Here is a 24,263-nt window from a genome sequence, read left to right as displayed (position 1 = left end):
CCGCAGCAATCCACGGCATGATCGCCGTTCCACCTACCCAGGCTCATCCGTGTCCCACGCCGTCTACACCGCCATCATCCTGACCAGCGCCCGCATGGCCGCCGGGATGACGTCGCGTGCTCGTCGACCGTACATCGGACCCATTGCCGGGTAGGCTGTCGCGCGCGTTTCATTCGTATCGACTAAAAACCCGGCCATGTGCCGGGTTTTTTCGTTTCCGCCCACCCCTTTCCACGGCCCCCGGGCCACCTGCCGATCCGGATCGCCATGACCCTTCGCCATTTCCTCTCCACCCAGGATTACAGCCGCGCCGAACTCGACGCCCTGCTCGAGCAGGCCGCCGAGTTCAAGCGGTCGCCGCAGGGCCGTCAACTGGCGGGCAAATCCATCGCGCTGCTGTTCTTCAATTCGTCCATGCGCACGCGCACCAGCTTCGAACTGGGCGCCTTCCAGCTGGGTGGCCACGCCGTGGTCCTCTCTCCCGGCAAGGACGCGTGGCCGATCGAGTTCGAGGTCGGGGCGGTGATGGACGGCGAGACCGAGGAGCACATCGCCGAAGTGGCACGCGTGCTGTCGCGCTACGTGGACCTGATCGGCGTGCGAGCCTTCCCCAAGTTCGTGGACTGGTCGGTGGACCGCCAGGACAAGGTGCTTGCCGCCTTCGCCCAATACGCCACCGTGCCGGTGATCAACCTGGAGACCATCACTCACCCCTGCCAGGAACTGGCCCATGCACTGGCCCTCAAGGAACACCTGGGCGATCTGCAGAACCGCAAGTACGTCCTCACCTGGACCTACCACCCGAAACCGTTGAACACGGCCGTCGCCAATTCGGCGCTGCTGATCGCCACGAAGATGGGCATGGACGTGACCCTGCTGTGTCCGACACCCGAATACGTGCTCGACGAGCGCTACATGGAGTTCGCCCGCGCCAATGCGCGCGAGAACGGCGGTTCGCTCCAGGTGTCGCACGACATCGAATCGGCCTATCGCGGCGCGGACGTCGTGTACGCCAAGAGCTGGGGCGCCATCCCGTATTTCGGCCGCTGGGACGAAGAGAAGGCGATTCGCGACGCGAACCGGCACTTCATCGTCGACGAGGCCAAGATGGCACTCACCAACAACGGGCTCTTCAGCCATTGCCTGCCGCTTCGCCGGAACATCAAGGCCACCGATGCCGTGATGGACTCGCCCGCCTGCATCGCCATCGACGAAGCCGAAAACCGCCTGCACGTGCAGAAGGCGGTCATGGCCTCGCTCGTTTCGCACTCCTGATTCGTCTCTTCCTTCGGTCCACGCCTTCTTCGGAGCCCGCATGTCCAGCAAAGATATCGTCCTCGCCTTTTCCGGTGGCCTCGACACCAGCTTCTGCGTCCCCTATCTGATCGAGCGCGGCTACGCCGTGCATACCGTGTTCGTCGACACCGGTGGCGTCTCCGCCGAGGAACGCGAATACATCGAGCAGCGCGCGACCGAACTCGGTGCCGCTTCGCATCGCACGGTGGACGCCGCGCAGGCCATCTGGGACAGCTTCGTCACGCCGCTGATCTGGGCAGGCGAGTTCTACCAGGGCCAGTATCCGCTGCTGGTGTCGGATCGCTACCTCATCGTCAAGGCGTCGCTGGAACGTTGCGACGAACTCGGCACGAAGTTCTTCGCGCACGGCTGCACGGGCATGGGTAACGACCAGGTGCGCTTCGACCTGACGGTGAAGGCCCTGGGCGACTACACCATCGTGGCGCCGATCCGCGAGATCCAGCGCGAGCACACGCAGGTGCGCGCGTACGAGCAGAAGTATCTCGAGGACAAGGGCTTCGAGGTTCGCGCCAAGACCAAGCACTACACCATCAACGAGAACGTCCTCGGCGTCACGATTTCCGGCGGCGAGATCGACGCCTGGGAGATCCCGGGCGAGGGCGCGGTCGCCTGGTGCGCGCCGCGCGCCGAATGGCCGTCCGAGCCGTTGCGCATCGAGCTGGGCTTCGAGAAGGGCACCGCGGTGTCGCTCAACGGCAAGGCGGCGTCGGGCCCCGAGATTCTCGCGTACCTCAATCGCGAACTGGCGAAGTACGGCGTCGGCCGTAGCATGTACACCGGCGACACGAACATCGGCCTGAAGGGCCGCATCGTGTTCGAGGCACCCGCGCTCACCGCGCTCCTCACGGCGCACCGTGCGCTGGAAGAAACCGTGCTGTCGAAGCAGCAGAACCGCTTCAAGCCGGAGATCGGCCGCAAGTGGACCGAGGTGGCCTACGAGGGCTTCTTCAACGATCCGATCAAGGCCGACCTGGAAGCCTTCCTCGTCTCCACGCAGCGCAAGGTGGACGGCAAGGTCATCGTCGAGACGCGCGGCGGCACCGTGTATGCGGTGAAGGTCGAGTCGAAGCACATCCTCCAGTCGTCCAAGGCCACCTACGCCCAGGCGGCCGACTGGGGCGTCGCCGAGGCGGAAGGTTTCATCAAGCTCTACGGCATGAGCTCCACGCTCTGGGCCGAAGTCGATCGAGCCAACGGGAAATAAGACAGCCCATGGATGCCTTGCTGAAGGACACGCTCACCCACTTGCAGGCGCTGGTCGGTTTCGACACGCGCAATCCGCCACGAACCATCGGTACCGGTGGCATCTTCGACTACCTGCGCGCGAACCTGCCCGGTTTCGACGTGCAGGTGACCGATTTCGGCGCCGGTGCCGTCAACCTGTACGCCGTGCGCGGCAAGCCTAAGTACCTGTTCAACGTGCATCTGGACACCGTGCCGGATTCGCCGCACTGGACGGCCAGCCCGTTCGAGCTGCGCCTTACGGAAGACCGTGCCATCGGCCTCGGCTCGTGCGACATCAAGGGCGCCGCGGCCGCGCTCGTGGCCGTGGCGAACGCCACGCAGGGCGACATGGCCCTGCTGCTGTCCACCGACGAGGAAGCCAACGACGCGCGCTGCATCGACGGGTTCCTGAAGGTGCCGCGCGATTACGAGGCGATCATCGTCGCCGAGCCGACGCGCGGCGAAGCCGTGCTCGCGCATCGAGGCATCCATTCGGTGCAGATGCGCTTCCAGGGCCGGGCGGGCCACGCGTCGGGCGAGCAGAAGCCGTCGGACAGCGCCCTGCACCAGGCCATTCGTTGGGGGGCTGCCGCGCTCGACCATGTGCAGGCCCAGTCGCACGAGCGCTTCGGCGGCCTGACCGGCCTCCGCTTCAACATCGGCAAGGTGGAGGGCGGCATCAAGGCGAACGTGATCGCCCCGACGGCCGATGTGCGCTTCGGGTTCCGGCCGCTTCCGTCGATGGACGCGGATGGCCTCCTCGAGACGTTCCGCACCCTCGTGGAACCGCACCCGGTGGAGTATGGCGAGACCTTCCGCGGCGACTCCCTGCCGGCCGGCGACACGGCTACCGCGGAAGCGCGGCGCCTCGCCGCCCGCGACCTCGCCGACGAACTCGGCATCCCGGTGGGCAACGCCGTCGATTTCTGGACCGAGGCCGCGCTGTTCTCCAAGGCCGGTTACACGTCCTTCGTTTATGGACCCGGCGACATCGCGCAGGCGCACAGCGCCGACGAATGGGTCGCCCTCGATCAACTGGCGCATTACGCCCAGACCATCCATCGGATCGTCGACCGTGCACTCTGACAAACATACCCGCAAGACCATCGTCCGCCTGCTGTCCTCGATGGGCAGCGCGCGCGAGATCCAGCAATACCTGAAGCGCTTCTCCCAACTGGACGCCGCACGCTTCGCGGTGGTGAAGGTGGGAGGCGCGGTGCTGCGCGACGAACTGCCGGACCTCACGTCGTCGCTGTCGTTCCTGCAGCAGGTGGGTCTCACCCCGATCGTGCTGCACGGCGCGGGCCCGCAGCTGGACGAGGAACTGGCGGCGGCCGGGATCGAGAAGAAGACCGTCAACGGTCTTCGTGTCACGTCTCCCGAGGCGCTGGCCATCGTGCGCCGCGTATTCCAGGCGCAGAACCTGCGCCTGGTGGAAGCCCTTCAGGAAGCTGACACGCGGGCCACGTCGGTGCCGTCGGGCGTGTTCGCCGCCGATTTCCTCGACCAGGACACGTTCGGCCTCGTGGGCCGTGTGCGCGACATCAACCTGGCGCCGATCGAGGCGAGCCTGCGTGCCGGCTCCATCCCGGTGATCGCGAGCCTGGGCGAAACCGATGCGGGCCAGATCCTCAACATCAACGCTGACTTCGCGGCCAACGAGCTCGTGCGCGTGCTGCAGCCGTACAAGATCGTGTTCCTCACCGGCACGGGCGGCCTGCTCGACGGCGAGGGCAGGGTGATCGACTCGATCAACCTGTCGACGGAATACGAGCAGCTCCTCGAGCAGCCGTGGCTGCATTCGGGCATGCGCCTGAAGATCGAGCAGATCAAGGATCTCCTGGACGACCTGCCGCTCACGTCGTCCGTGTCGATCACCCGCCCGGCCGAGCTGGCGAAGGAGCTGTTCACGCACAAGGGCTCCGGCACGCTCGTGCGCCGTGGCGAACGCGTGCTGCGGTTCGATTCGTGGGACGACGTCGATCTCCTGCGCATGCGCCAGCTCATCGAATCGAGCTTCGGGCGCACCCTCGTGGATGGCTATTTCGAGCGCACCAAGCTATATCGCCTGTACGTGTCCGAAAACTATCGTGCGGCGATGGTGCTCACGCAGGAAGAAGGCTTCGCGTACCTCGACAAGTTCGCCGTGCTCGACGACGCCCAGGGCGAGGGCCTGGGGCGGGCAGTGTGGCAGGTGATGCGGGACGAGAATCCGAAGCTGTTCTGGCGTTCGCGCCACGACAACCCGATCAACTCGTTCTACTACGGCGAGGCCGACGGCTGCCTCAAGCAGGGCCGCTGGACGGTGTTCTGGTATGGCCTGGACAACTTCGCCGACATCGAACGCTGCGTGGCCCACAGCCGTACGCGCGTCCCCACCTTGCAGGACTGACCCTTTCATGGCCAAGAAGACCATCGGCATCGTCGGCGCGCGCGGTCACACGGGCGCCGAACTCATCCGGCTCATCGCCGGTCATCCCGATCTGGAACTCGCCTTCGTGTCCTCGCGGGAACTGGCGGGACAGCGGTTGGCCGATCACAACGACGCCTATCGCGGCGAACTCGCCTTCGGAAACCTCGATCCCGCCGCCGTGGCTGCCACGGGCGTGGACGCGGTTGTGCTGGCGCTCCCCAATGGCAAGGCCGCTCCCTATGTGGAAGCGATCGACAAGGCGGGAGCCCCGACGGTGATCGTGGATCTCTCTGCCGACTATCGCTTCGACGAGCGCTGGTACTACGGTTTGCCGGAGCTGTATCGCGACCGCTGGCGTGGCGAAAAGCGGATAAGCAATCCGGGCTGCTACGCCACGGCCGTGCAGGTCTCCATCGCACCGATCAAAGACCTCCTCGCCGCGCCGCCGGTGTCGTTCGGCGTGTCGGGCTATTCGGGCGCGGGCACCACGCCGTCCGACCGCAACGACCCCGAAAAGCTGCGCGACAACCTCATGCCGTATTCGCTCACCGGCCACATGCACGAGAAGGAAGCCAGCCGGCATCTCGGCCTGCCGGTCGAATTCATGCCGCACGTGGCGCCGCATTTCCGCGGTCTCACCGTCACCACCAATCTCTATCTCGCGAAGCAGGCGAAGCGCGAGGACATCGTGCGCCGCTTCGAGGCGCGTTACGAGAAGGAGCCCCTGATCCACGTGGTGGACGAGGCGCCATGGGTGAGCCAGATCGCCAACCGGCACCATCTCGACGTGGGCGGCTTCGCCATGTCGACCGACGGCCGCCGCGTCGTCGTGGTCGCCACGCTGGACAACCTGCTGAAAGGTGCGGCCACGCAAGCCATGCAGAACGTCAATCGTGCGCTCGGCTTCGCCGAACTCACCGCCATTCCGCTTTGAACGGTAAGGAACTCCACATGACCCAGCCGCTCTGGCAGAAATCCGACACCCAGGTCGACGCACGCATCATGCGTTTCCTCGCGGGCAACGACGTGATTCTCGATCGCGAGTTCTTCCTGCACGACATCGCGGCGAGCAAGGCGCATGTCGAAGGCCTGGCCAACATCGGCATCGTTTCGCAGGAGGAGCGCGACGCGCTGCTGCGCGAACTCGACGCGCTGGCGGCGGATTTCGCCGAGGGCGCGTTCGTACTGGACGAGCGTTACGAGGACGGCCATTCCGCCATCGAGGCCCGACTCACGGAACGGCTCGGCGACGCCGGCCGCCGCGTGCACACGGGGCGCAGCCGCAACGACCAGATCCTTGTGGCGACGCGCCTTTGGCTGAAGGAAAAGCTGGTCGCGCTGGAAGGCCTTTGTCGCCGTGTGGCGGAAGTGTGCCTGGAGCGTGCCGCCGGCCACGCGCTGCCGATGCCGGGCTATACACACATCCAGCGCGCCGTGGTCTCCTCCACGGGCATGTGGTTCGCGGCATTCGCCGAGGCATTCATCGACAACACGCTGCGCGCGCGCCAGGCACTGGAACTCGTGGACGCGAACCCGCTCGGCACCGCGGCCGGTTACGGCGTGAACGTTCCCCTCGACCGCGCACATACGACGGCGGCACTCGGCTTCGGCCGCATGCAGGTGTCGCCCATCTACGCGCAGCTGTCGCGTGGCAAGTTCGAGATGGCCGCGCTGGATGCCGTAGGCACCGCGCTGCTCGACACCCGCCGTCTGGCATGGGACCTGTCGCTGTTCACCACGGCCGAGTTCGATTTCGTGAAGCTGCCGGCGGAATACACCACCGGCTCGTCGATCATGCCGAACAAGCGCAATCCCGACGTGGTGGAACTCCTGCGCGCGAGCTATGCGAGCGTGGCGGCCGCACGCACCGAGATCGAACAGCTGCTCTCGCTTCCTTCCGGTTACCAGCGCGACCTGCAGTTCTCCAAGGGCTCGCTCTTCCACGGATTTTCCATGGGGCTCGGCGCGCTCGAACTGCTGCCCGACATGCTGGCCCGTCTCGAGTGGAAGGCGGGCAACATGCGCGCGGCCATCGAGCCTGCGATGTACGCGACGGACGTGGCGATCGAGCAGGCCGCCGCCGGCGTTCCGTTCCGCGACGCCTACCGCGCCGCGGCCGAAGCGGCGGCGTCGGCCGGCGAAGGCCGCACGCCGGAAGCCAGCCTCGCGGCACGCACCTCGCCGGGTGCGGGCAACGATCTGATGCTCGACACCCTGCGCGCCCGCTTGAGCGCGATGCAACGATGACCTGTGGGGGCTGCTTTGTGTGGGAGCCGGCTACGCCGGCGATCCCGCGGCAGCGGGCAGGCTTGCTACAAGCTCCCATCGCCGCTGAAGCGGCTCCCACAATGTTTGGTTACCCTGTCCAGGATTCGATGGCTTCGACCGCACCAAGGCAATCCGCATAACGGTTGTACAGCGGCGTCGGCGACAGGCGGATGACATCCGGCTCGCGCCAGTCGCCGATCACGCCGCGCTGTTCCAGGTGTTCGAACAACGCGCGCCCCGCCTCACGTCCCGCGCGCACGCGAATCGACAACTGCGCGCCGCGCTGTGCCGGATCGTTCGGCGTCACGATGTCGAGCACGGCGTCGAGGCGCGTGCGGATCAGCCAGTCCAGGTAGGCGGTGAGGCGGCGGCTCTTTTCCACCAGTTGCGGCATGCCGGCCCGCGCGAACACGTCGAGCGACGCACGCAACGGTGCGAGCGCGAGGATGGGCGGATTGGAAAGCTGCCAGCCGTCGGCGCCGGGTGTCGGGACGAAGTGCGGCCCCATCTGGAAGCGCGTATCTTTGTCGTGGCCCCACCAGCCGGCGAAGCGCGGCAGGTCGGCGTGCGCGTGACGGTCGTGCACGAAGGCGCCGGCCACGGCGCCTGGACCTGCATTGAGATATTTGTAGGTGCACCACACCGCGAAGTCCGCGCCGCTTTCGTGCAACGCGAGCGGCAGGTTGCCGACGGCATGGGCGAGGTCGAAGCCCACGGTGCAACCCTTCGCATGGCCCAGGCGCACGATGGTCTGCAGGTCGAACACCTGGCCCGTGCGGTATTGCACGCCCGGCAGCAGGATCAGCGCAACGCGATGCCCATGTTCAGCGATGGCATGCTCGATCGCTGCCATGGAGAGCGTGCCGCCGGGGCCGTCGGGTTCCACTTCGATGAGGTCGCGCGACGGGTCAAAGCCGTGGAAGCGCACCTGCGATTCCAGCGCATAGCGGTCGGTCGGGAACGCCCCGGCCTCCATGAGTATCGCCGGTCGTTCCGCGGTCGGCCGATAGAAGCTGACCATCATGAGGTGCAGGTTCGCACCGAGCGAATTCATCGCGACCACTTCATGCGGCAGCGCGCCCACCACTTCCGCCATCGCGTCGCGCACGTACTCGTGATAATGCATCCACGGCGAGCGGCCGCGAAAATGCGCTTCCACGGCGAGTTCGGACCAATCGTCCAGCTCGGCTTGGATCGCGGCACGCACGCCCTTGGGTTGCAGGCCCAGGGAGTTCCCGCAGAAGTAGAGGGTGTCGTGGCCTTCGTGCCGGGGAATGTGGAACTCGTCGCGGAAGGCGCGGAGCGGATCGGCGGCGTCCTGGGCCTCGGCCCAGGTGCGCGTCGCTTCGAAAGCGGTCATTGGCAGAACCCGTGGATCACGAGGGCATGTGGGCGGCCACTTCGGCGCAGCCCTTGTCGAATGCGGCGCGGAAGGCGGCATCGCCACCCGCAGGACGAATGCAACGGAGCTGGATCGCGTAACCGTCGCTGTAGAAATAGCGTTCGAAATAATCCAGCTTCACTGCGCCTTCCTTCGCCGTGTACACATTCTCGGTCGGCGAATTGGCCTTGCCCGGCGCGTAATCGGTCAAGGCGGTGGCGTGGCTGCGCAGGTTGCCGGCGAACTGCTGGAAACCGTTGAGATTGGGCACCTTCTGCGCGGTGATGGAAACCCGTGCCAGGGTGGCGTCCGCGGCACTCGCGCCGGGCACCTGGAACACCTGCGTTTCCTTTTCGCCCTCCGACTGCATGATGGGCACCCATGCGTCCGGCACCGGAAAGCGGATGGCGCCGCCCATCATGGAGACGTCGGTGGCGCCGAGGGTGGGGCTTGCGAGGAGCAGGGCGGGCAGGATGAGGCGCGAAAGACGAATCACGAGTGCAGATCCCCTGGGGACGCGGCGACGCCGCATAACGGCGGCATTCTGGCACAGCGGGCGCTCCCGGATGACGGGCCCGGATGTGCGCCAGTTCACGCCACGGCGGCGACGGGCTGGAACTTCGACATCGGCACGCCGAGCCACTCCAGCGCGGTGCCATGGAAGAGGCGCGCGCGTTCCGTCTCGTCCAGGCCAAGGGCCTCGATACCGCTGCCGGGTTCCTGTTCGCCCAACGGGAACGGATAGTCGGTGCCGAGCATCACCCGGTCGCTGCCCGCGGTGGCGAGCAGATAGCGCAGCGCTGCATCGTCGTGCACGCAGGAGTCGAAGTAGAGGCGCGACAGGTACTCGCGGGGATTGCGCGCGTTGTCGGTAGCGACGAGGTCGGGGCGCATGCGGAAACCGTGTTCGATGCGGCCGATGGAATACGGAAAACTGCCGCCGCCATGAGCGAGCATGACCCTCAGCGAGGGCAGGCGTTCCAGGACGCCGCCGAAGATCAGCGCGCAGGCCGCTCGCGATTGTTCGGCGGGCATGCCCACCAGCCACGGCAGCCAGTACTTGGGCATCGAATCGGCGCCCATCATGTCCCACGGGTGCACGAGGATCGCCGCGCCGAGGTCGGCGGCCGCCTCGAAAAACGGGAACAGCTCGGGTGCGTCGAGGTTCCACGCATTGCAATGCGATCCGATCTGCACGCCTTGCAGACCCAGTTCGCCGATGCAGCGTTCCATTTCGCGGATCGCGAGCGAGGGCGATTGCAGCGGCACGGTGCCGATGCCCGCGTAGTGGCGGGGGTGGGCCTCGCAGACCTCGGCCATGGCGTCGTTGAGGTGCGTGTGCAGTTCCAGCGCCTGATGGCCCTTGGCCCAGTACGAGAACATCACGGGAACGGTCGAGACCACCTGCACGCCCACGCCAAAGCGCGCGTAGTCGGCGATGCGATGCTCCGCATCGAATGCGGATTCCCATACCTCCCGGAAAAACTTCCCGTCCTTGTAGATGCGGTGGTGGCCGCTGGAATGGGTCATCACGGGGAAGCGCTCGTCACCGTAGCGGGCGGCGAGATCGGGCCAGTCGCGGGGCAGAATGTGCGCGTGGGTGTCGATCTTGAGCATGTCGCCGAGTGTACCGCCGGGCGCGCGCGGAGGCCTCTCGCGGTGCAGCAAGCGGCCCGGCGCGAGCCTTACGCCGGCGCGCTGGAGCGCCGGTTCACCACGTGGGCGATGGTGTCCACGTTGTCGGTCAGGCGGTCGGTGAGACGCGCCACCGCTTCGGCGAAGCCGCGATCTTTCTCACGCGCCAGCGTTTCCACCAGCGCGCGCTGGTGATCGCGCAGGGCGGGTGGCATGGCGATGGCCTCGGCACGGGTCAATGCCTCGGCCTGGGCACGCAGCGCCGCTGCCGCCTCGTGGATGAAGGCGCCCACCGGGGGCCATGCCTCGGGCACGTCGCCGACGTCGATGAGGGATTCCAGCGCCATGGCCGTTCGTGCGAGTCGGTTGCCGTTCGCGTAGAGGGTTTCGGCCAGTTCCGCCAGCACGGCGGGCGTGCCCGGTTCGGCCAGCATGCGGTCGATCGACGCCTGCGCGTTCGTACGCGCGGTGCGCGTGGCTGCCCGCACCTCATGGCGCCTGCGGCTGTCGGCCGGAGCCACCAGGGCTTCCAGGTAGTCCGCATAGGCGCGGAGCATGTCCGACAGCGCACTGCGGGCCCGGTGCCGTTCCCAGGTCGGCCAGAGCACGTAGGCGAGCAGGGCCAGGCCGCTGCCGAGCGCCGTGTTGAGCACGCGGTCGGACATCGCGGAGAACGGATCGACGCCCTCGAACGAGAGGAGCACCACCACCGTGCCGGTCAGCGCCGCCACGGCGATGCCGTAGTGCGCGCCGGCCAGGTAGCGGAAACCGAGGCAGAGCACGCCCATCACCGCCACGTGTGCCCAGACCACATCCGGGGTGAGTCGGAGCACGAGGGTGGTGAGCATGAGGCCGAGCACCGTGCCCACCACGCGAAGGAGGCCGAAATTGAAGGTGGCGGCGAAATCGGGGCGCAGGACGATCGCGGCCGTCATCGGCAGCCAGTAGCCGTGCGGCAACGAAAAATAACGGGACACGGCGAACGCGAGGGTGAGCACCACCGCGCAGCGCACCGCGTGCCGGAACGCCACCGAGTGCGGCGTGAGGTTCGCGCGCAGCGTGGACAGGGCGGAGGCGCTGCGCAGCGTTTCCGGCAGGGCGGTTTCGGCACGCTGCGCGCGCAGTTCGCCGCGCGAGCCGGCCCAGTTCGTGTTGCGTACCGCGGCGGCGAGCTGGCCCGAAAGGGCATGGATGTGTGCGCCCAGCTCGGTGGGGCTGCCGCCGGCACGCAACGCGCGCTCGCTGGCCTGCAAGGTGGCAAGCGCACGCTCGGCGCGCTGCGGTGGTTCGGCCGCATCCAGCGCATCGGCCGTGGCGGCCAGCACACGGGCGGCGTCGTTGCGGAACATTTCGCCCATGCCGTCGCGGGCCGTTTCCAGCACCTCCATGGCGATGAGCTCCAAACGGATGCGCTCCGCCAGCTCCAGCAGCACGCGAAACGCCTCCATGGCGCGCCCCCGGGCATGGTGGCGCCCGAGCAGGGTGCTCTGCAGCGCGTCCATGGCGTCGGTGAGCGCTGGGGCCTCCGCATCGTGGTGTTGCTTGCGCGCCAGGGCGGCCAGCCCGCGATAAACGGTGGCAAGCGCCATGCGCTCCGGCCGGTAGCGTTGCAGCGGCCATTCCGCGACGGAGAACGCGGCCAGCAACATGCCGCCGGCGAAGATCAGCCCACCACCGGCGAACGCACCGGCGAGACTGGTGGGCGTGGCGGCGGTGATCACGAGCAGAAGCATGCTCGTCATGCCCACGCGGGCGATATCGGGGCCGAACACCACCAGCAAGCCGCCGAAGAAACCGCAGATGGCGCAGGCCACCGACATCGGCAGGACGAGGTTGCCGATCGAAAAGCCCACCAGGGACGCCGCACCCGCGGCGAGGGCCGCGAGGAACAGGCGGCTGAGCCGCTGCTGGTAGGGCCCCGGCTGGTCCGAGAACATCGTGTCCAGCGCACCGGCGGCGATGCCGATGCCCACCTGCGGGTAGCCCCACATCAGGCCGAGCGCGAGCGGCAGGACCACTGCCGCCGTGTTTCGCAGCGCCACCCTCAAGGGGACGTCGGGTCGCTTCGTCCGGATCAACGTACCGATGACGCTGGCGCGGAACGAATAGCTCATGGGGTCAGAGTAAACCGTGGGGCGTAAAGCGTGAACAGTGAACCGTGAACTGTAAACAGTAAAGCGTGAACCGTGAGCAAGGCAGCCGCACCTTCGGTTCACTGTTCACTGTTCACGGTTCACTCTTCACGCACCTCACGCTCGGCCGGCGAATTCGCCGGTGAGGGTGTTCACCGTGACCTTTTCCCCGGTGGTGATGTATTCCGGCACCTGCACTTCGATGCCGGTGCTGAGCTTGGCGGGCTTCGTGCGCTTGGTGGCGCTGGCGCCCTTCAGCTCCGGTGCCGTGTCGGCGACCGTGAGCACGACCGAGGTGGGCACCTGTAGGCCGACCGGTGCATCGTCGATCACCTGCACGTAGTAGCCCTCCATGTCTTCCACGATATAGCCGGCGTTGTCGCCGATCACCTCGGGGCCGAGGATGTACTGCGTGTAATCCTCGTCGTCCATGAAGACGAAGTTGTCGCCGTCCATATAGGAAAACTTCGCCTGGCGGCGGGTGAGTTCGACTTCCTTCAGTTCGTCGTCGGCACGCAGGCTCAGGTCGAACTTGCGATTGCCCGGGATGGAGTAGAGCGTGAAGCGGAACGTGACGTTGCCGCCGCGCGCGGTGGGGGCGCTGCGTTCGATGTCGCGCACCTGGTACACCGTGCCGTCGTTTTCGACCACGTTACCTTTCTTGACTTCGGATGCTTTCATGGCTGTTCGACTTCGTGTCGTCTGGTTTGAGGGGTGATTACTTCGGCGCGAGGCGCACGGCGCCGTCGAGACGGATCGTTTCGCCGTTGAGGTAACGGCTGGCGAGGATGAAGGCCACGGTGTCGGCGAATTCCTCCGGCTTGCCCAGGCGCGACGGGAAGGGGATGGAGGCGGACAGCGACTCCTGCACCTGCGGCGGCATGCCGTCGACCATCGGGGTCCAGAAGATACCCGGCGCGATGGTGTTCACGCGGATGCCGAAGCGGGCGAGTTCGCGGGCCATCGGCAGGGTCATGCCGACCACACCGCCCTTGGAAGCGGAATAGGCGGCCTGGCCGATCTGCCCTTCGTACGCGGCGACGGAGGCGGTATTCACGATCACGCCGCGCTCGCCGTCGTCTCCAGCCGGGTTTGTCTGCATCAGCTGGGCCGCGGCCTTGGCCACGTTGAAGCTGCCGACGAGGTTCACCATGACGGTGGTGGAGAAATTGGCCAGGGGCATGGCGCCTTCCTTGCCGAGCACGCGGCCGGCGCCCAGGATGCCCGCGCAGTTGATCACCGCGTTCAGGCCGCCCATCGCTTCGCTCGCCGCGGCGACGTTCGCGGCGACGCCTTCCTCGGAGGTGACATCGGTGCGGTGGAACGAGGCATTGGCACCCAGCGCCGCGGCGGCGGCCTGGCCTTTTTCCTCGTTCACGTCAAAGAGCGCCACCTTGGCACCCGCGGCGACGAGGCGCTGGGCCACGGCGTGACCCAGCCCGGATGCGCCGCCGGTGATGACGGCCCTGACCTGTTCTAGCTGCATGGAAACTCCGCTGTGCGACTGGCAAAGAAACACATGTTAGCGGGTAGGGGCGCGCCTTGCGCGCTCCTACCCCTGCGCGGCGAAGACGCCCGCGAGCCGCGTGTCTGCCGCAAGTTCGGCGAACGGAACCACCGGCGACGGCGGATTGGCCGGTTCGGAAAGGAACAGGCTCCATACGCCGACGTCCCACCAGCGATCGAGCTTGTAACCCGCCTTCGGCCAGACGCCCGCCGGCGTGAAGCCCATGGCTTCGTGCATCGCCACGCTCGTATCGCCCGGCAGCGTGATGACCCCGACTGCCTGGTTGATGCCTTGCAGCCGCATCGTCTCGAGCAGCGCGCCGTAGAGGCGGCGGGCGATACCGCGCCGACGTGCCTTCTCGTGCACGTAGATGGAGGTTTCGGCGACCCAGTCATACGCCGCGCGTTCGCGGAAGCGGCCCGCGTAGGCATAGGCCAGCACCTCGCCGCCTTCTCCCCATACCAGCCAGGGATGGTTGGCTAGCCGGGCGCGGATACGGCCAGCCATGGCCTCTTCGCCGGGGAGCGATGTTTCGAACGTGATCGCGCTCGATTCGACGATAGGCGCGTAGATCGCGTGGCAGGCGCCGGCATCGGCTTCGACAGCGACGCGGATCACAGGCTTTTTTCCATGAAGATGCTCGACGCGATGGCACGATGGTCGCCGAACGGGCGGCAGCGGCGATAGCCCGCGCGCTCGTACAGTTCGATGGACTCGGTTTGCGCCGTGCCCGTTTCCAGTTTCACCGTCTTGCCGCCGGCCGAGCGCACCTGCTGTTCCAGCGCTTCGAGCATCTGCTTGCCCAGGCCCATGCCACGGCAGGCGGGCAGGACGTACATGTACTTGAGTTCCACGTACTCGCCATGATCCACGGCGGCCCCGCAGGCCAGGGGGAGACCGTCGACACGGGCGGTCATGAAGGTGGTGTGCGGCTGACGAAGGCTCTCGACTCCCACGGAAGGCGGCGGCAGGTGGCGGTCGAGGTCGGAAAGGTAACCGTGCAGTTGTTCGATCAGCGGGAGTACGTCCGGCCGGCCGGGGTCGTCGACGGCGAAGACCAGCGACGGCGGTGGCGGCGGGACGGTGAGATCCCCGTCGTTGAGGCTGCGCAGGAAAAAGCGATCGCAGGCGAAGTGCCCCGTGCCGCCCATGGGGGCGTCGATACGGGTGAATCCGTGGCGGAGGTAAAGGGCCTGCGCCGCGTCCATGCCCGTCAGCGTTTCGAGGTAGCAGCGCGAGAAGCCCGCACGCCGCGCGGCGTCGAGGCAGCGGCGCAGGAGCTGCGATGCGGCGCCCGTGCCGCGTGCTTCGGGAAGGAAATACATCTTGCGCAGTTCGCAGGTTTCCTCGTCGCCGCCTTCCAGCGGGGCCATGCCTCCGCCACCGACGGCGCGGCCGTTCATCTCCACGACGAAATAGGCCGTGCGCGGTCGCGAGTAGGCGGACGACATGGCATCGACCTCCGTGTCGTGGATGGCGAAGCCGGGGCCGTCGGCACCGAATTCGGGCATGACCGTGCGTATGACGGCGGCGATGTCGGCATCGTCGCGCGGTTCGATGGGGCGGATGAGGAAGTCGGCAGGCATGGAACCCATGCTGCCATGGATAGCGGCGATGGAGGGAGCCCCATCGCCCACCGTCAGGCGGCGGTGCGCGCCCGGGTCACGCGGCTGGCGGTGGCCTTGCCCAACTGGCCGGCTAGCCATGCGCCCGTTTCCACCAGGCGGTCGAGGTCGACGCCGGTGGTCATGCCCATGCCGTGCAGCATGTATACGACGTCCTCGCTGGCCACGTTGCCCGTGGCACCCTTTGCATAAGGGCAGCCGCCCGTGCCGGACACCGCGCTGTCCACCACGCGCACGCCTTCCTCGAGACAGGCGAGGATGTTGGCGAGCGCCTGGCCGTAGGTGTCGTGGAAATGGACGGCAAGCGCCGCCATCGGTACTTCCGCCGCCACCGCGCGCAACATGGCGCGGGCTTTCGCGGGCGTGCCGACCCCGATCGTGTCGCCCAGGGAGACTTCGTGGCAGCCCAACTCGTGCAGGCGGCGCGCCACGCGCACCACGTCCGCGACCGGCACCTCGCCCTGGTACGGACAGCCGAGCACCGTGGACACATAGCCACGCACCGCCACGCCGTCGGCGCGTGCCCGTTCGAGCACGGGCACGAACCGGTCGATGGACTCGTCGATCGACGCGTTGACGTTCTTGCGGTTGAACGCCTCGGACGCTGCCGTGAAGACGGCGACTTCGCCGGCCCCGACCTCGCGGGCACGCTCGTAACCTTGCAGGTTCGGCACCAGTACCGGGTACACAACACCGGGCGCCTTGCGGATGCCACGGAACACTTCGGCGGCGTCGGCCAGCTGCGGCACCCACTTGGGGCTGACGAAGCTGGTGGCTTCGATGGTGGTCAGGCCCGTGTCGGACAGGCGGTCGATCAATTCGATCTTGATCGCCGCCGGCAGCATGGCTTTCTCGTTCTGCAGTCCGTCGCGGGGACCGACTTCGACGATGCGGACGTGGTTCGACGAATTCATGAGGGTTCCTGTCAGGCCGTTTCGACGAAACGAACGAGGACGGTGTCCGCATCCACGAAATCGCCTTGCGCCACCGAGATGGATTCAATGCTGCCGGCGCGCGGCGCCTTCAAGGCCAGTTCCATCTTCATCGCTTCCATCACCAGCAGTTCCTGACCTTCCTCCACGGCGTCGCCGACGGCTGCGCGAACCAGGACAATCCGCCCCGGCATGGGCGCCACCAGTTGCCGCGCCCCGGCGGCTTCCTCTCCCTGCCAGGCGAAGGCGGGCGCGCGTTCGAAGCTCCAGCGCCGGCCGTGGTCGTCGTGCACGCGCACGCGGCCGCCGGACAGCGAAACGGGCACGCGTCGCGCGCGATCGTCGAAGCGGGCGGAGAGGGTGTCGCCGTCGACGCGCGCGCCGGCGACGGTGCACGAGCGATCACCCATGTGGAGCACGTAGTCGCCCGCGTGCCCGTGTGCATCGACCTCATGCCGACGCCCGCCTTCCACCAGTGCCACCACGCGCTTCCCGGGATGCCCGAGGCGCCATGCATCGGCGGCGCCCCAGGGCGAATGCGGATCGCCCGGCGCGTTCCTCGCCGCGTTCTCGTCGGCGAGCAGCAGGGCGGTGGCCGCCGCGAAGCACTCGAGGTCGCCGGGCTCGGAAGACCCTGCAAGAAACTCGTCGAGGTGACGGTCGAGGTAGCCCGTGTCGATGCGTCCTTCGACCACGACGGGGTGGCGGGCCAGGCGTTCAAGGAAGGCGACATTGGACTTCGGTCCCACGATCTCCGTTTGCGCCAGGGCCCCGCGCAGACGCTCGAGCGCCTGCGTGCGGTCGCGGTCGTGCACGATGAGCTTCGCGATCATGGGATCGTAGAAGATCGTCACCGTATCGCCGGCGACCACGCCGCCGTCGAGACGGACATGGGCGGAGGTCGGCGGCAGGGTCAGTGCCACGAGCCGGCCGGAACCCGGCAGGAAGTTCGCTTCCGGGTCCTCTGCATAGAGGCGCACCTCGATCGCATGGCCTTGCGCACGGATCGCATCCTGCGTCAGCGGCAGCGCTTCGCCCGCCGCCACCCGCAACTGCCACTCCACGAGATCGAGGCCGAGGGTTTCCTCGGTGACCGGATGCTCGACCTGGAGGCGGGTGTTCATCTCCATGAAGAAGAACTCGCCGTCCTGGCCCACGATGAACTCGACCGTGCCGGCGCCCACGTAGTCCACCGCGCGCGCGGCGGCGACGGCGGCGGCCCCCATGCGGGCGCGCCTCGCTTCGTCGAGGAAGGGCGAGGGCGTTTCCTCCAGCACCTTCTGGTAACGCCGCTGCGCGGAGCACTCGCGCTCGTTGAGGTGGACGATGTTGCCGTGGTTGTCGCCGAACACCTGGAATTCGATGTGGCGGGGATGCTCGACGTAACGTTCCAGGATGACGCGCGTATCGCCGAACGCCCCTGCGGCCTCGCGCTGTGCTGAGGCAAGGGCCTCGTCGAACCCGGCGGCGTCGCGCACGATGCGCATGCCCTTGCCGCCACCGCCGGCGGCCGCCTTGATCATCAGCGGGAAGCCGGTGCGCCGTGCCTCCGCCGCGAGGTGCGCGGGGTCCTGGTTCTCCCCGTGGTAACCCGGAACCAGCGGTACGGCGTGGCGCTCCATGAGCGCTTTCGCGGCCGCCTTGGAACCCATGGCGTCGATGCTCTCGGGGCGCGGGCCGATGAATGCGATGCCTGCTTCCGCGCAGGCCCTAGCGAAGCCGGTGTTCTCGGAGAGGAAGCCGTAGCCGGGGTGGATCGCCTGCGCACCGCTCCGTTTCGCCACCTCGATGATGGCGTCGCCGCGCAGGTAGGACTCCGCGGGCCGTGGGCCGCCGATGGGCCAGGCCTCATCCGCCAGCCGCACGTGCTGCGCGTCCGCGTCTGCGGCGGAATACACCGCGACGGTGCGGATGCCGAGGCGTCGGCAGGTCCGGATCACGCGGCAGGCGATTTCGCCACGGTTGGCGATCAGAATGCAGTCGAACATGCGGCTCCCGGCACGGGTCGGAGGGTGGGGGAAAAGCGGGAAAACTAGCAGATTGCGGCTTCCCGGCGGGTTGCGCCGCAGCATCGCCAATGTTTCGTGATTTGCAGTCAGGGAGCGGGTCGCCTAGCCTTGGGGACCCGGGAAGGCGCTTTGTCCCATCCCTGTCCCCCCTCCATAGCGAGAATTCCATGCAGATCGCCAATCGCCACGCCGTTTCCTTCCATTACACGCTGACCGACGACCAGGGCAACGTCATCGACAGCTCGGAAGGCCGCGAGCCGCTGGCCTACATCCATGGCGAAGGCCATATCGTCCCGGGCCTGGAGAAGGCGCTGGAAGGCCGCTCGGCTGGCGACCAGTTCAAGGTCGACGTCGCTCCGGAAGAAGGCTATGGCCCGCGCCACCAGGAACTGATCCAGGTGGTGCCGCGCGCCGCGTTCCAGGGCGTCGAAGACCTCCAGCCCGGCATGCAGTTCCAGGGCCGTAACGACCAGGGCAGCATCAACGTCACCGTCAGCAAGATCGAGGGTGACAACGTCACCGTCGACGGCAACCATCCGCTCGCCGGCCAGACGCTGCACTTCGCCGTCGAGATCACCAACGTGCGCGAAGCGACCGACGAAGAACTTTCGCATGGTCACGTGCACGGTGAGGGTGGTCACCACCATTAAGGTGGCGGACCCATGTGGGAGCCGGCTTTGCCGGCGATTCCCGCGGTATCGGACAACCTTGCCGCAAGAACCCATCGCCGCTGAAGCGGCTCCCACACAAAGCCTGCAAGGCCGAATCGCTCGTCAATACCAATCCAGCAACGACACACCCAACCCGAGGTAGGTCGCCCGGTGGTTGTAGTCGATCAGGCTCTCCCCGTAACCGTTGAAGATTTCCATATAGCCGCGCAGGTTGCCGACGACCGGAAAGCTCCACGTGCCGCGTAGCGAACCGTGCGAACGGTCGCCACCCCGGAACGAATGACGCGCGGTGAGGCCGAATTCCTGGCGCCCCACCTCGTGCACGATCTGGATCTCGCCCCGGCCCATGTAGTCCTGGATGTCCGGGTTGTCGTCGTCCTTGCGATCTTCCGGGATGCGCCACCACGGGCGCAGCATGATGGTCCAGCCTTCGCGTTCCAGCCCGATGTCGGCGATCACGCGATTCCAGCTGCGCGACAGCGGATCGGCGCGGCCGTTCGACTGGTGGTTGATGCCGATGCCGGCGAGCCGGCCCGTCCAGCCGAACACCTCGTAGTGCGTGTTGAAGGCGAGAATCGCCTCGGGCTCGTAATTGGTTTCGCGGAACGGGCGCGAGTTGTCCGTGTTGTAGACCTGCCAGCGCGAGGATTGGGTATAGCCGACCCACAGATCGCCATTGTCGCCGAAGAGATTCTCGCCCACCTTCGTCTTCAGGCTGATCTGGAATTTCGCTTCCACGTCGTCGAGCTGTTGCGGCGTGGCCACCGTATGGTCCGGTGCCGGGCTGTGCGGCCGGGTGTTCTGCTTCGACGTACCGAAGAAGGGCAGGGCATACGTCGGCTTGTAGCCGCGGAGATTGAACGTGCCGAGTTTCGATTCTGGCGAGAGTTCCCAGCGGCTGTCCAGTAGCGAGAGCGGCCGGGCCACGTCTTGCGATTCGCGCGTGGCGAGGTCGACGCTGACCGAATTCGCCTTGGCATCTTCCTTTTTCGCTGCCTGCGGCAGGCGATCGCGGCCCACCGCCTTGTCGTAGCACAGCAGGCGCTGCGAGTCGGTCTCGATCGCCGAGCACGCGCGGATGTCCATCGGACTGGGGTTCTGCGCGAGCGCCAGGCTCGCATGGAGGCACGCGTAGGCGCACAAGGCGCCGGAGGCGGCGCGGAATGACTTCATGGGGGACTCCGTGCTGTCCGGACACGTTCCGGTGGGCAACGGAGTGTAGCGGCAAGGTTTGTGAAGAACGTGCCGTGACGGCTTTGCGAACGGAACAAAAAAAGTGGGAAGCCCGGCGAAGGGCTTCCCACGGTGCAGGCCGGATGGTTCCGGCGTCTCGTTATTGGCCGCTGGCGCCCGAGTGCGCTACCCACTTGGCGTATTCCGCCTTCGAAATCCGGCCGTCACGGTTGCTGTCGGCGTACTGGAAGTCGTTGGCGAGCAACGGATAGGCCGAAGCCTGTTCCGGCGTAATGGAACCCTTGCCGCCCGAGAGCGTCGCGAAATCGGGCGCGGGACCCGCCGGCTTCGCGGGTGCCGGAGCGCTGTTCACGGTGACCTGGCCCTGCGGGGTCTGCATCGTCGCGCCGCTGGAGCCGGCTTCGGCTCCTGCCGGCGGGGGCGGGGGCGGCATCGGCGCTGCCGGGGCGCCGGGGGGCGGCGGCGGTGCCTGGTTGGCCGGCGGCGGCATGTTCGGGTCCGGGGCCTGGGTCGTCGGCGGTATCGGATTACCCGCCTGGCCCGGCTGTCCCGGCGGCGGTGGCACATCGCCCGGCGGCGGAGGCGGGGGAGGCGTGGCTTCGCCAGGCGGCGGAGGCGGGACCTGGTTGGGGGGCGGCGGCACTTGGGCGAATGCCGCGCCTGCCAGCAGCAGCGATACGCCGAGGGTCGCGGCGCGAACTTGCTTCTTCATGGAAAGGCCTCCTTTCGAGTGGGGTTGGAGTGCTTACGACGCCGCGCGTCGTGGCATCGTTGCCGACGCTAGCAAGGAGCGATTTAATGGCGGCCCAACTGCGGAAAGGCCTCTACCGTGCCGTCACGCGCCACCGACGCCGTCTCGACGAACAGCGTGATCCGCCTCTCGCAACGCTCCGCACAACTCCTGCATCTCGGCGCGCAGGGCCTGCTGAAGCGCTCCACGCGCAAGGCGCGCAAGGCGGACGTCGCCGCCGCGATCGAGCGCATGGGCCTGCTGCAGATCGACACCATCAACGTCGTCGCGCGCAGTCCGTATATGACGCTTTTCTCGCGACTGGGCGCGTTCCGCAACGAATGGCTCGACGAATCGCTGGCCGAGGGCGTGCTCGCGGAGTGCTGGGCGCACGAAGCCTGCTTCGTGCCCGCGGCAGAGTACCGCTACCACCGCGATTACCGCTCCGGCCGCGCCGGCCACTGGGCCCACCGCATGGCGGAACGCACACACGAGGAGGCACGCGTCGACATGGACGCGCTGCTGGAGCGCATTCGCCGCGAGGGTCCGCTGCGAGCGGCGGATTTCGAGCGCGACACGCTGGGAACGAAAGGCTGGTGGGGATGGAAACCCGAAAAGCGCTGGCTGGAGGCGTGGTTCGCGCTCGGCCGGCTGATGGTCGCGAGGCGCGAACGCTTCCAGCGCGTGTACGACCTGGCGGAACGGGTCACCGCGCGCTGGCCCGCTCCGCCACCGGCGGCTGCCATGGACGAAGGCGAGGCGCGTCGCCACTTCGTCCTCGAAAGCGTCCGCGCGCTCGGTGTGGCGAAGGCGCGTTGGATCGCCGACTACTTCCGGCTTCGGCCACGCGTGACCGACGACGAACTGGCGCCGCTCGTGGATCAGGGCCTGCTGGTGCGCATAGCCGTCGACGGGTGGGACGAATCCGCCTATGCGCACCGGGACCACGAGGCATTGCTGCGCGAGGCTGCCAGGAACGCGCTGCGTGCGTCGCGCACGACGCTGCTTTCGCCATTCGACCCGGTGGTGTGGGACCGGGCGAGGGCGCAGGACCTGTTCGGCTTCGAATACACCATCGAGTGCTACACGCCGGCGGCGAAGCGCAAATACGGGTATTACGTGCTTCCGATCCTGCATCGCGGCCGCCTCGTCGGGCGGCTGGACGCCAAGGCGCACCGCCAGGCAGGCCTGTTCCAGGTGCTCGGCATCTGGCTGGAGCCTGGCGAGGCCGCCACGCCCGCGCTGGTCGAAGGCGTGGCAAGTGCGATCCGCGAATGCGCGACGTGGCATGGCACGCCGCGCATCGTTATCGACCGCAGCCAGCCGCGCGATCTGGCCGGCCGGCTCGCCAAGGCCCTCGAAGACTGATCAGCGGGTGGAGGCGGGGGCCGGAACGTCCGCGCAGGACTTGCCGTGCAGTGCTTCCTTCAGCTGGGTGGCCAGCGAGGTGCAGCGTGCGCCGAGCTGGCCGCGCATGTCCGGGTCCTGCGACTGGCGCAGCAGGCTCGTACGCATCATGTCGTAGCGGCTCTCGATCTGGTCGCGAGCGTAGATGCCGGCGGCCAGATGGCAGCTCTTGTAGCTGGCCAGGTATTCGTCGCATGCGGCGATGCCGGTGTTGTCGGGCAGCGGCGCCTCCTTCTTGCTGCCGGCCTTCGGGGCGCCTGTCGCGGTGCCGGTCGACCGCTTCGCCGGTGTGCCGCCCGTCGTGGTGGTGGAAGGTGCGGCGGTATGCTCGGTGTTCGTCGCGGGCCGGGTCGTGTGGTCCGAGCAGGCAGCCAGCGCGAGCGCGCCGGCAAGGAGCGGAATGAGTCGGGTCATGGAACGGTTCATGGTCAGCGGTCCCCTTGGCGAACGTGGACGGATGGTAGCCAAAGTCGCAACAGCGATGCGACGCCGCGCAAGCATGTACCTCGAAGGAGTGAAATCGATGTCAGCGCAAGCCGTGACCCTCAATCTCATCCCCCATCGCTATTTCGCGCGGGTACAGGTATAGTCGCCGCACTGTGTTTGCCGGGGTCATAGAGTTACGTTGACCCGATGCCGCTGATCACGGATCCGCCACATCGCTTCGCTCCTCGCGTTTCCTTGCACACCAGTAATGCAGCGACTTATTCCAAGTCGCTGGTTTCATTCGTAAATCGTATTGGAGTGTTTCTATGTCGGATCGTGAGATCGGCACCGTTAAGTGGTTCAACGACGCCAAGGGCTTCGGCTTCATTTCCCGTGAGAACGGCCCGGACGTGTTCGTGCACTTCCGCGCCATCCAGGGCAACGGCTTCAAGTCCCTCGCCGAAGGCGAGAAGGTCTCCTTCAAGGTCGTGAACGGCCAGAAGGGTCTGCAGGCTGAGGAAGTCAACAAGGCCTGATCGGCCGACTTGACCAGCTTGTAAAGAAGCCGGGCGGCGACGCCCGGCTTTTTTTTGGTTCTTCGTTATTTCCGGGGTCCGTGGCGTGCGGTGTTCGCTTCGTAGGGTGGGCTCGCCTGTTCGGCCTCGCATCGGCGCCTGTGCCGTGGTCTGGGAGCCAGTACCCGTTTCCCTCGCCCGAAGGCTTACGTCGTTCCTTGCGCAAGGAGAGCCGCTTCGCGGCTCAATGTTCTATGGCTTCGCCGCGGCGGACCCGGGCGTCCGGGCGGGGGTCTTCGACTCGGCCTCCTGCCTCGGCGAAGACGGCGGGCCCTCCTGGCCCGCCCCCTGACGGGCCTTTTCCACCCGCACGCCCTCGACTCCAGACATCGCGGCGAGGGCGACGGCTGCCGGCATCGGACGGTGCGGCGGTGTGCTGCGCGTAGTGCGTGGCGTGGCGTCGTTTTGTCCGTCTGTGGCGACCGTTCGCGCTTGAGTCGCTGGGTGCCTGCCTTCGCAGGCACGACGGTAGTTGGGGTCTCCCGCGCGTGGTGTGTGTAGGAGCGCGCCCTGCGCGCGACAGGTTTTCGCACCAGTCCATACGCTCGCGCGCCAGCTCCCAGGTTCGGCCTCAAAGCATGTCGTACCCGACACGGGCATAAACGCGCAAGGCGCGCTCCTACAATTCCCCCATCCGCACCAAAGACGATTCGCGATGTTTTCTGTGGGAGCCGGCTACGCCGGCGATCCCGCGGCAGCGGGCCCGCTTGCCGCGAGCACCCATCGCCGCTGAAGCGGCTCCCACACAAGGCGAAGCGGGGCCCACAAGAGCGCGATGCAACGGCATCACAGCGTCCCCACCAACCGTCGTGCCTGC

General features: G+C 67.1%; 22 protein-coding genes and 1 pseudogene. 9 read left to right on the top strand and 14 right to left on the bottom strand.

Annotation, left to right across the window (positions count from 1 at the left end; genetic code table 11):
* Window positions 1-267: 267 nt before the first annotated feature.
* From HBF26_RS02855 to HBF26_RS02830, 6 genes are read left to right on the top strand one after another with little or no spacing between them, the layout of a single operon-like run.
* Window positions 268-1,275 (top strand): N-acetylornithine carbamoyltransferase, encoded by a 1,008-nt coding sequence (locus HBF26_RS02855; protein WP_167026127.1) that lies wholly within the window; start codon window positions 268-270, stop codon window positions 1,273-1,275.
* Window positions 1,276-1,315: 40 nt separating this feature from the next.
* Window positions 1,316-2,521, top strand: a complete 1,206-nt coding sequence (locus tag HBF26_RS02850; protein WP_167122839.1) for an argininosuccinate synthase — start codon at window positions 1,316-1,318, stop codon at window positions 2,519-2,521.
* 8 nt (window positions 2,522-2,529) lie between these two features.
* A complete protein-coding gene (locus HBF26_RS02845; protein ID WP_167122837.1) occupies window positions 2,530-3,627 on the top strand; it encodes an acetylornithine deacetylase in 1,098 nt (365 codons plus the stop codon).
* Complete coding sequence (locus HBF26_RS02840) at window positions 3,617-4,933, top strand: acetylglutamate kinase (RefSeq protein ID WP_167122835.1); 1,317 nt, start codon at window positions 3,617-3,619, stop codon at window positions 4,931-4,933. Before HBF26_RS02845 ends, HBF26_RS02840 begins: the two co-directional genes overlap by 11 nt.
* Window positions 4,934-4,940: 7 nt before the next feature.
* Entirely contained in the window at window positions 4,941-5,888 is a 948-nt protein-coding gene (gene argC / locus HBF26_RS02835) for an N-acetyl-gamma-glutamyl-phosphate reductase (RefSeq protein ID WP_167122833.1), read from the top strand.
* 17 nt (window positions 5,889-5,905) lie between these two features.
* The gene (locus tag HBF26_RS02830; RefSeq protein WP_167122831.1) at window positions 5,906-7,201 is read left to right on the top strand and encodes an argininosuccinate lyase; all 1,296 of its coding nucleotides are present in this window, start codon (window positions 5,906-5,908) and stop codon (window positions 7,199-7,201) included.
* Window positions 7,202-7,310: 109 nt separating this feature from the next.
* On the opposite strand, the gene kynU is transcribed toward HBF26_RS02830, so the two are convergent.
* The 11 genes and pseudogenes from kynU to HBF26_RS02780 all read right to left on the bottom strand — a co-directional run bounded on the left by kynU (window position 7,311) and on the right by HBF26_RS02780 (window position 18,422).
* A complete protein-coding gene (gene kynU, locus HBF26_RS02825) occupies window positions 7,311-8,582 on the bottom strand; it encodes a kynureninase (protein ID WP_193569732.1) in 1,272 nt (423 codons plus the stop codon).
* 16 nt (window positions 8,583-8,598) lie between these two features.
* Window positions 8,599-9,099 carry a hypothetical protein gene (locus HBF26_RS02820; RefSeq protein WP_167122829.1) on the bottom strand — a complete coding sequence of 167 codons (501 nt, stop codon included), beginning with the start codon at window positions 9,097-9,099 and terminating at the stop codon, window positions 8,599-8,601.
* Between the two features lie 95 nt (window positions 9,100-9,194).
* Entirely contained in the window at window positions 9,195-10,220 is a 1,026-nt protein-coding gene (locus tag HBF26_RS02815; protein WP_167122827.1) for an amidohydrolase family protein, read from the bottom strand.
* Window positions 10,221-10,288: 68 nt separating this feature from the next.
* Complete coding sequence (locus HBF26_RS02810; RefSeq protein WP_167122825.1) at window positions 10,289-12,352, bottom strand: FUSC family protein; 2,064 nt, start codon at window positions 12,350-12,352, stop codon at window positions 10,289-10,291.
* A gap of 135 nt (window positions 12,353-12,487) precedes the next feature.
* The gene (gene efpL / locus HBF26_RS02805; protein WP_167026154.1) at window positions 12,488-13,051 is read right to left on the bottom strand and encodes an elongation factor P-like protein EfpL; all 564 of its coding nucleotides are present in this window, start codon (window positions 13,049-13,051) and stop codon (window positions 12,488-12,490) included.
* 37 nt (window positions 13,052-13,088) lie between these two features.
* Window positions 13,089-13,856, bottom strand: coding sequence for an SDR family oxidoreductase (locus HBF26_RS02800; protein ID WP_167122823.1), 768 nt, complete (start codon window positions 13,854-13,856; stop codon window positions 13,089-13,091).
* Window positions 13,857-13,922: 66 nt separating this feature from the next.
* Complete coding sequence (locus HBF26_RS02795) at window positions 13,923-14,495, bottom strand: GNAT family N-acetyltransferase (RefSeq protein ID WP_167122821.1); 573 nt, start codon at window positions 14,493-14,495, stop codon at window positions 13,923-13,925.
* Window positions 14,492-14,833 carry a GNAT family N-acetyltransferase gene (locus HBF26_RS19480; RefSeq protein WP_338039624.1) on the bottom strand — a complete coding sequence of 114 codons (342 nt, stop codon included), beginning with the start codon at window positions 14,831-14,833 and terminating at the stop codon, window positions 14,492-14,494. The genes HBF26_RS02795 and HBF26_RS19480 overlap by 4 nt, the downstream gene beginning before the upstream one ends.
* Before the next feature lie 144 nt (window positions 14,834-14,977).
* Window positions 14,978-15,463, bottom strand: a pseudogene (locus HBF26_RS19475) (GNAT family N-acetyltransferase); the annotation flags it as partial.
* Between the two features lie 53 nt (window positions 15,464-15,516).
* The gene (locus tag HBF26_RS02785; protein ID WP_167122819.1) at window positions 15,517-16,416 is read right to left on the bottom strand and encodes a hydroxymethylglutaryl-CoA lyase; all 900 of its coding nucleotides are present in this window, start codon (window positions 16,414-16,416) and stop codon (window positions 15,517-15,519) included.
* Window positions 16,417-16,427: 11 nt separating this feature from the next.
* The gene (locus HBF26_RS02780) at window positions 16,428-18,422 is read right to left on the bottom strand and encodes an acetyl/propionyl/methylcrotonyl-CoA carboxylase subunit alpha (protein ID WP_167122817.1); all 1,995 of its coding nucleotides are present in this window, start codon (window positions 18,420-18,422) and stop codon (window positions 16,428-16,430) included.
* 188 nt (window positions 18,423-18,610) lie between these two features.
* On the opposite strand from HBF26_RS02780, the gene HBF26_RS02775 reads away from it, so the two are divergent.
* Entirely contained in the window at window positions 18,611-19,093 is a 483-nt protein-coding gene (locus HBF26_RS02775) for an FKBP-type peptidyl-prolyl cis-trans isomerase (protein ID WP_166699013.1), read from the top strand.
* A gap of 123 nt (window positions 19,094-19,216) precedes the next feature.
* On the opposite strand, the gene HBF26_RS02770 is transcribed toward HBF26_RS02775, so the two are convergent.
* The gene (locus HBF26_RS02770; protein WP_167122815.1) at window positions 19,217-20,287 is read right to left on the bottom strand and encodes a phospholipase A; all 1,071 of its coding nucleotides are present in this window, start codon (window positions 20,285-20,287) and stop codon (window positions 19,217-19,219) included.
* A 160-nt stretch (window positions 20,288-20,447) separates the two neighbouring features.
* The gene (locus HBF26_RS02765) at window positions 20,448-21,020 is read right to left on the bottom strand and encodes an EF-hand domain-containing protein (protein WP_167122813.1); all 573 of its coding nucleotides are present in this window, start codon (window positions 21,018-21,020) and stop codon (window positions 20,448-20,450) included.
* Between the two features lie 117 nt (window positions 21,021-21,137).
* On the opposite strand from HBF26_RS02765, the gene HBF26_RS02760 reads away from it, so the two are divergent.
* The gene (locus HBF26_RS02760) at window positions 21,138-22,406 is read left to right on the top strand and encodes a winged helix-turn-helix domain-containing protein (RefSeq protein WP_338039617.1); all 1,269 of its coding nucleotides are present in this window, start codon (window positions 21,138-21,140) and stop codon (window positions 22,404-22,406) included.
* Here HBF26_RS02760 and HBF26_RS02755 read toward each other — a convergent pair whose 3' ends face one another.
* Complete coding sequence (locus tag HBF26_RS02755; RefSeq protein ID WP_167122811.1) at window positions 22,407-22,871, bottom strand: hypothetical protein; 465 nt, start codon at window positions 22,869-22,871, stop codon at window positions 22,407-22,409.
* Window positions 22,872-23,197: 326 nt separating this feature from the next.
* On the opposite strand from HBF26_RS02755, the gene HBF26_RS02750 reads away from it, so the two are divergent.
* Window positions 23,198-23,407, top strand: coding sequence for a cold-shock protein (locus HBF26_RS02750; protein WP_046967385.1), 210 nt, complete (start codon window positions 23,198-23,200; stop codon window positions 23,405-23,407).
* Window positions 23,408-24,263: the final 856 nt, after the last annotated feature.

The organism is Luteibacter jiangsuensis, from assembly GCF_011742555.1.
In the GTDB taxonomy this organism is placed as follows: Bacteria; Pseudomonadota; Gammaproteobacteria; order Xanthomonadales; family Rhodanobacteraceae; genus Luteibacter; species Luteibacter jiangsuensis.
Note: the sequence above shows the minus strand (reverse complement) of the source record. Positions and strands in the feature narration are given on the sequence as shown.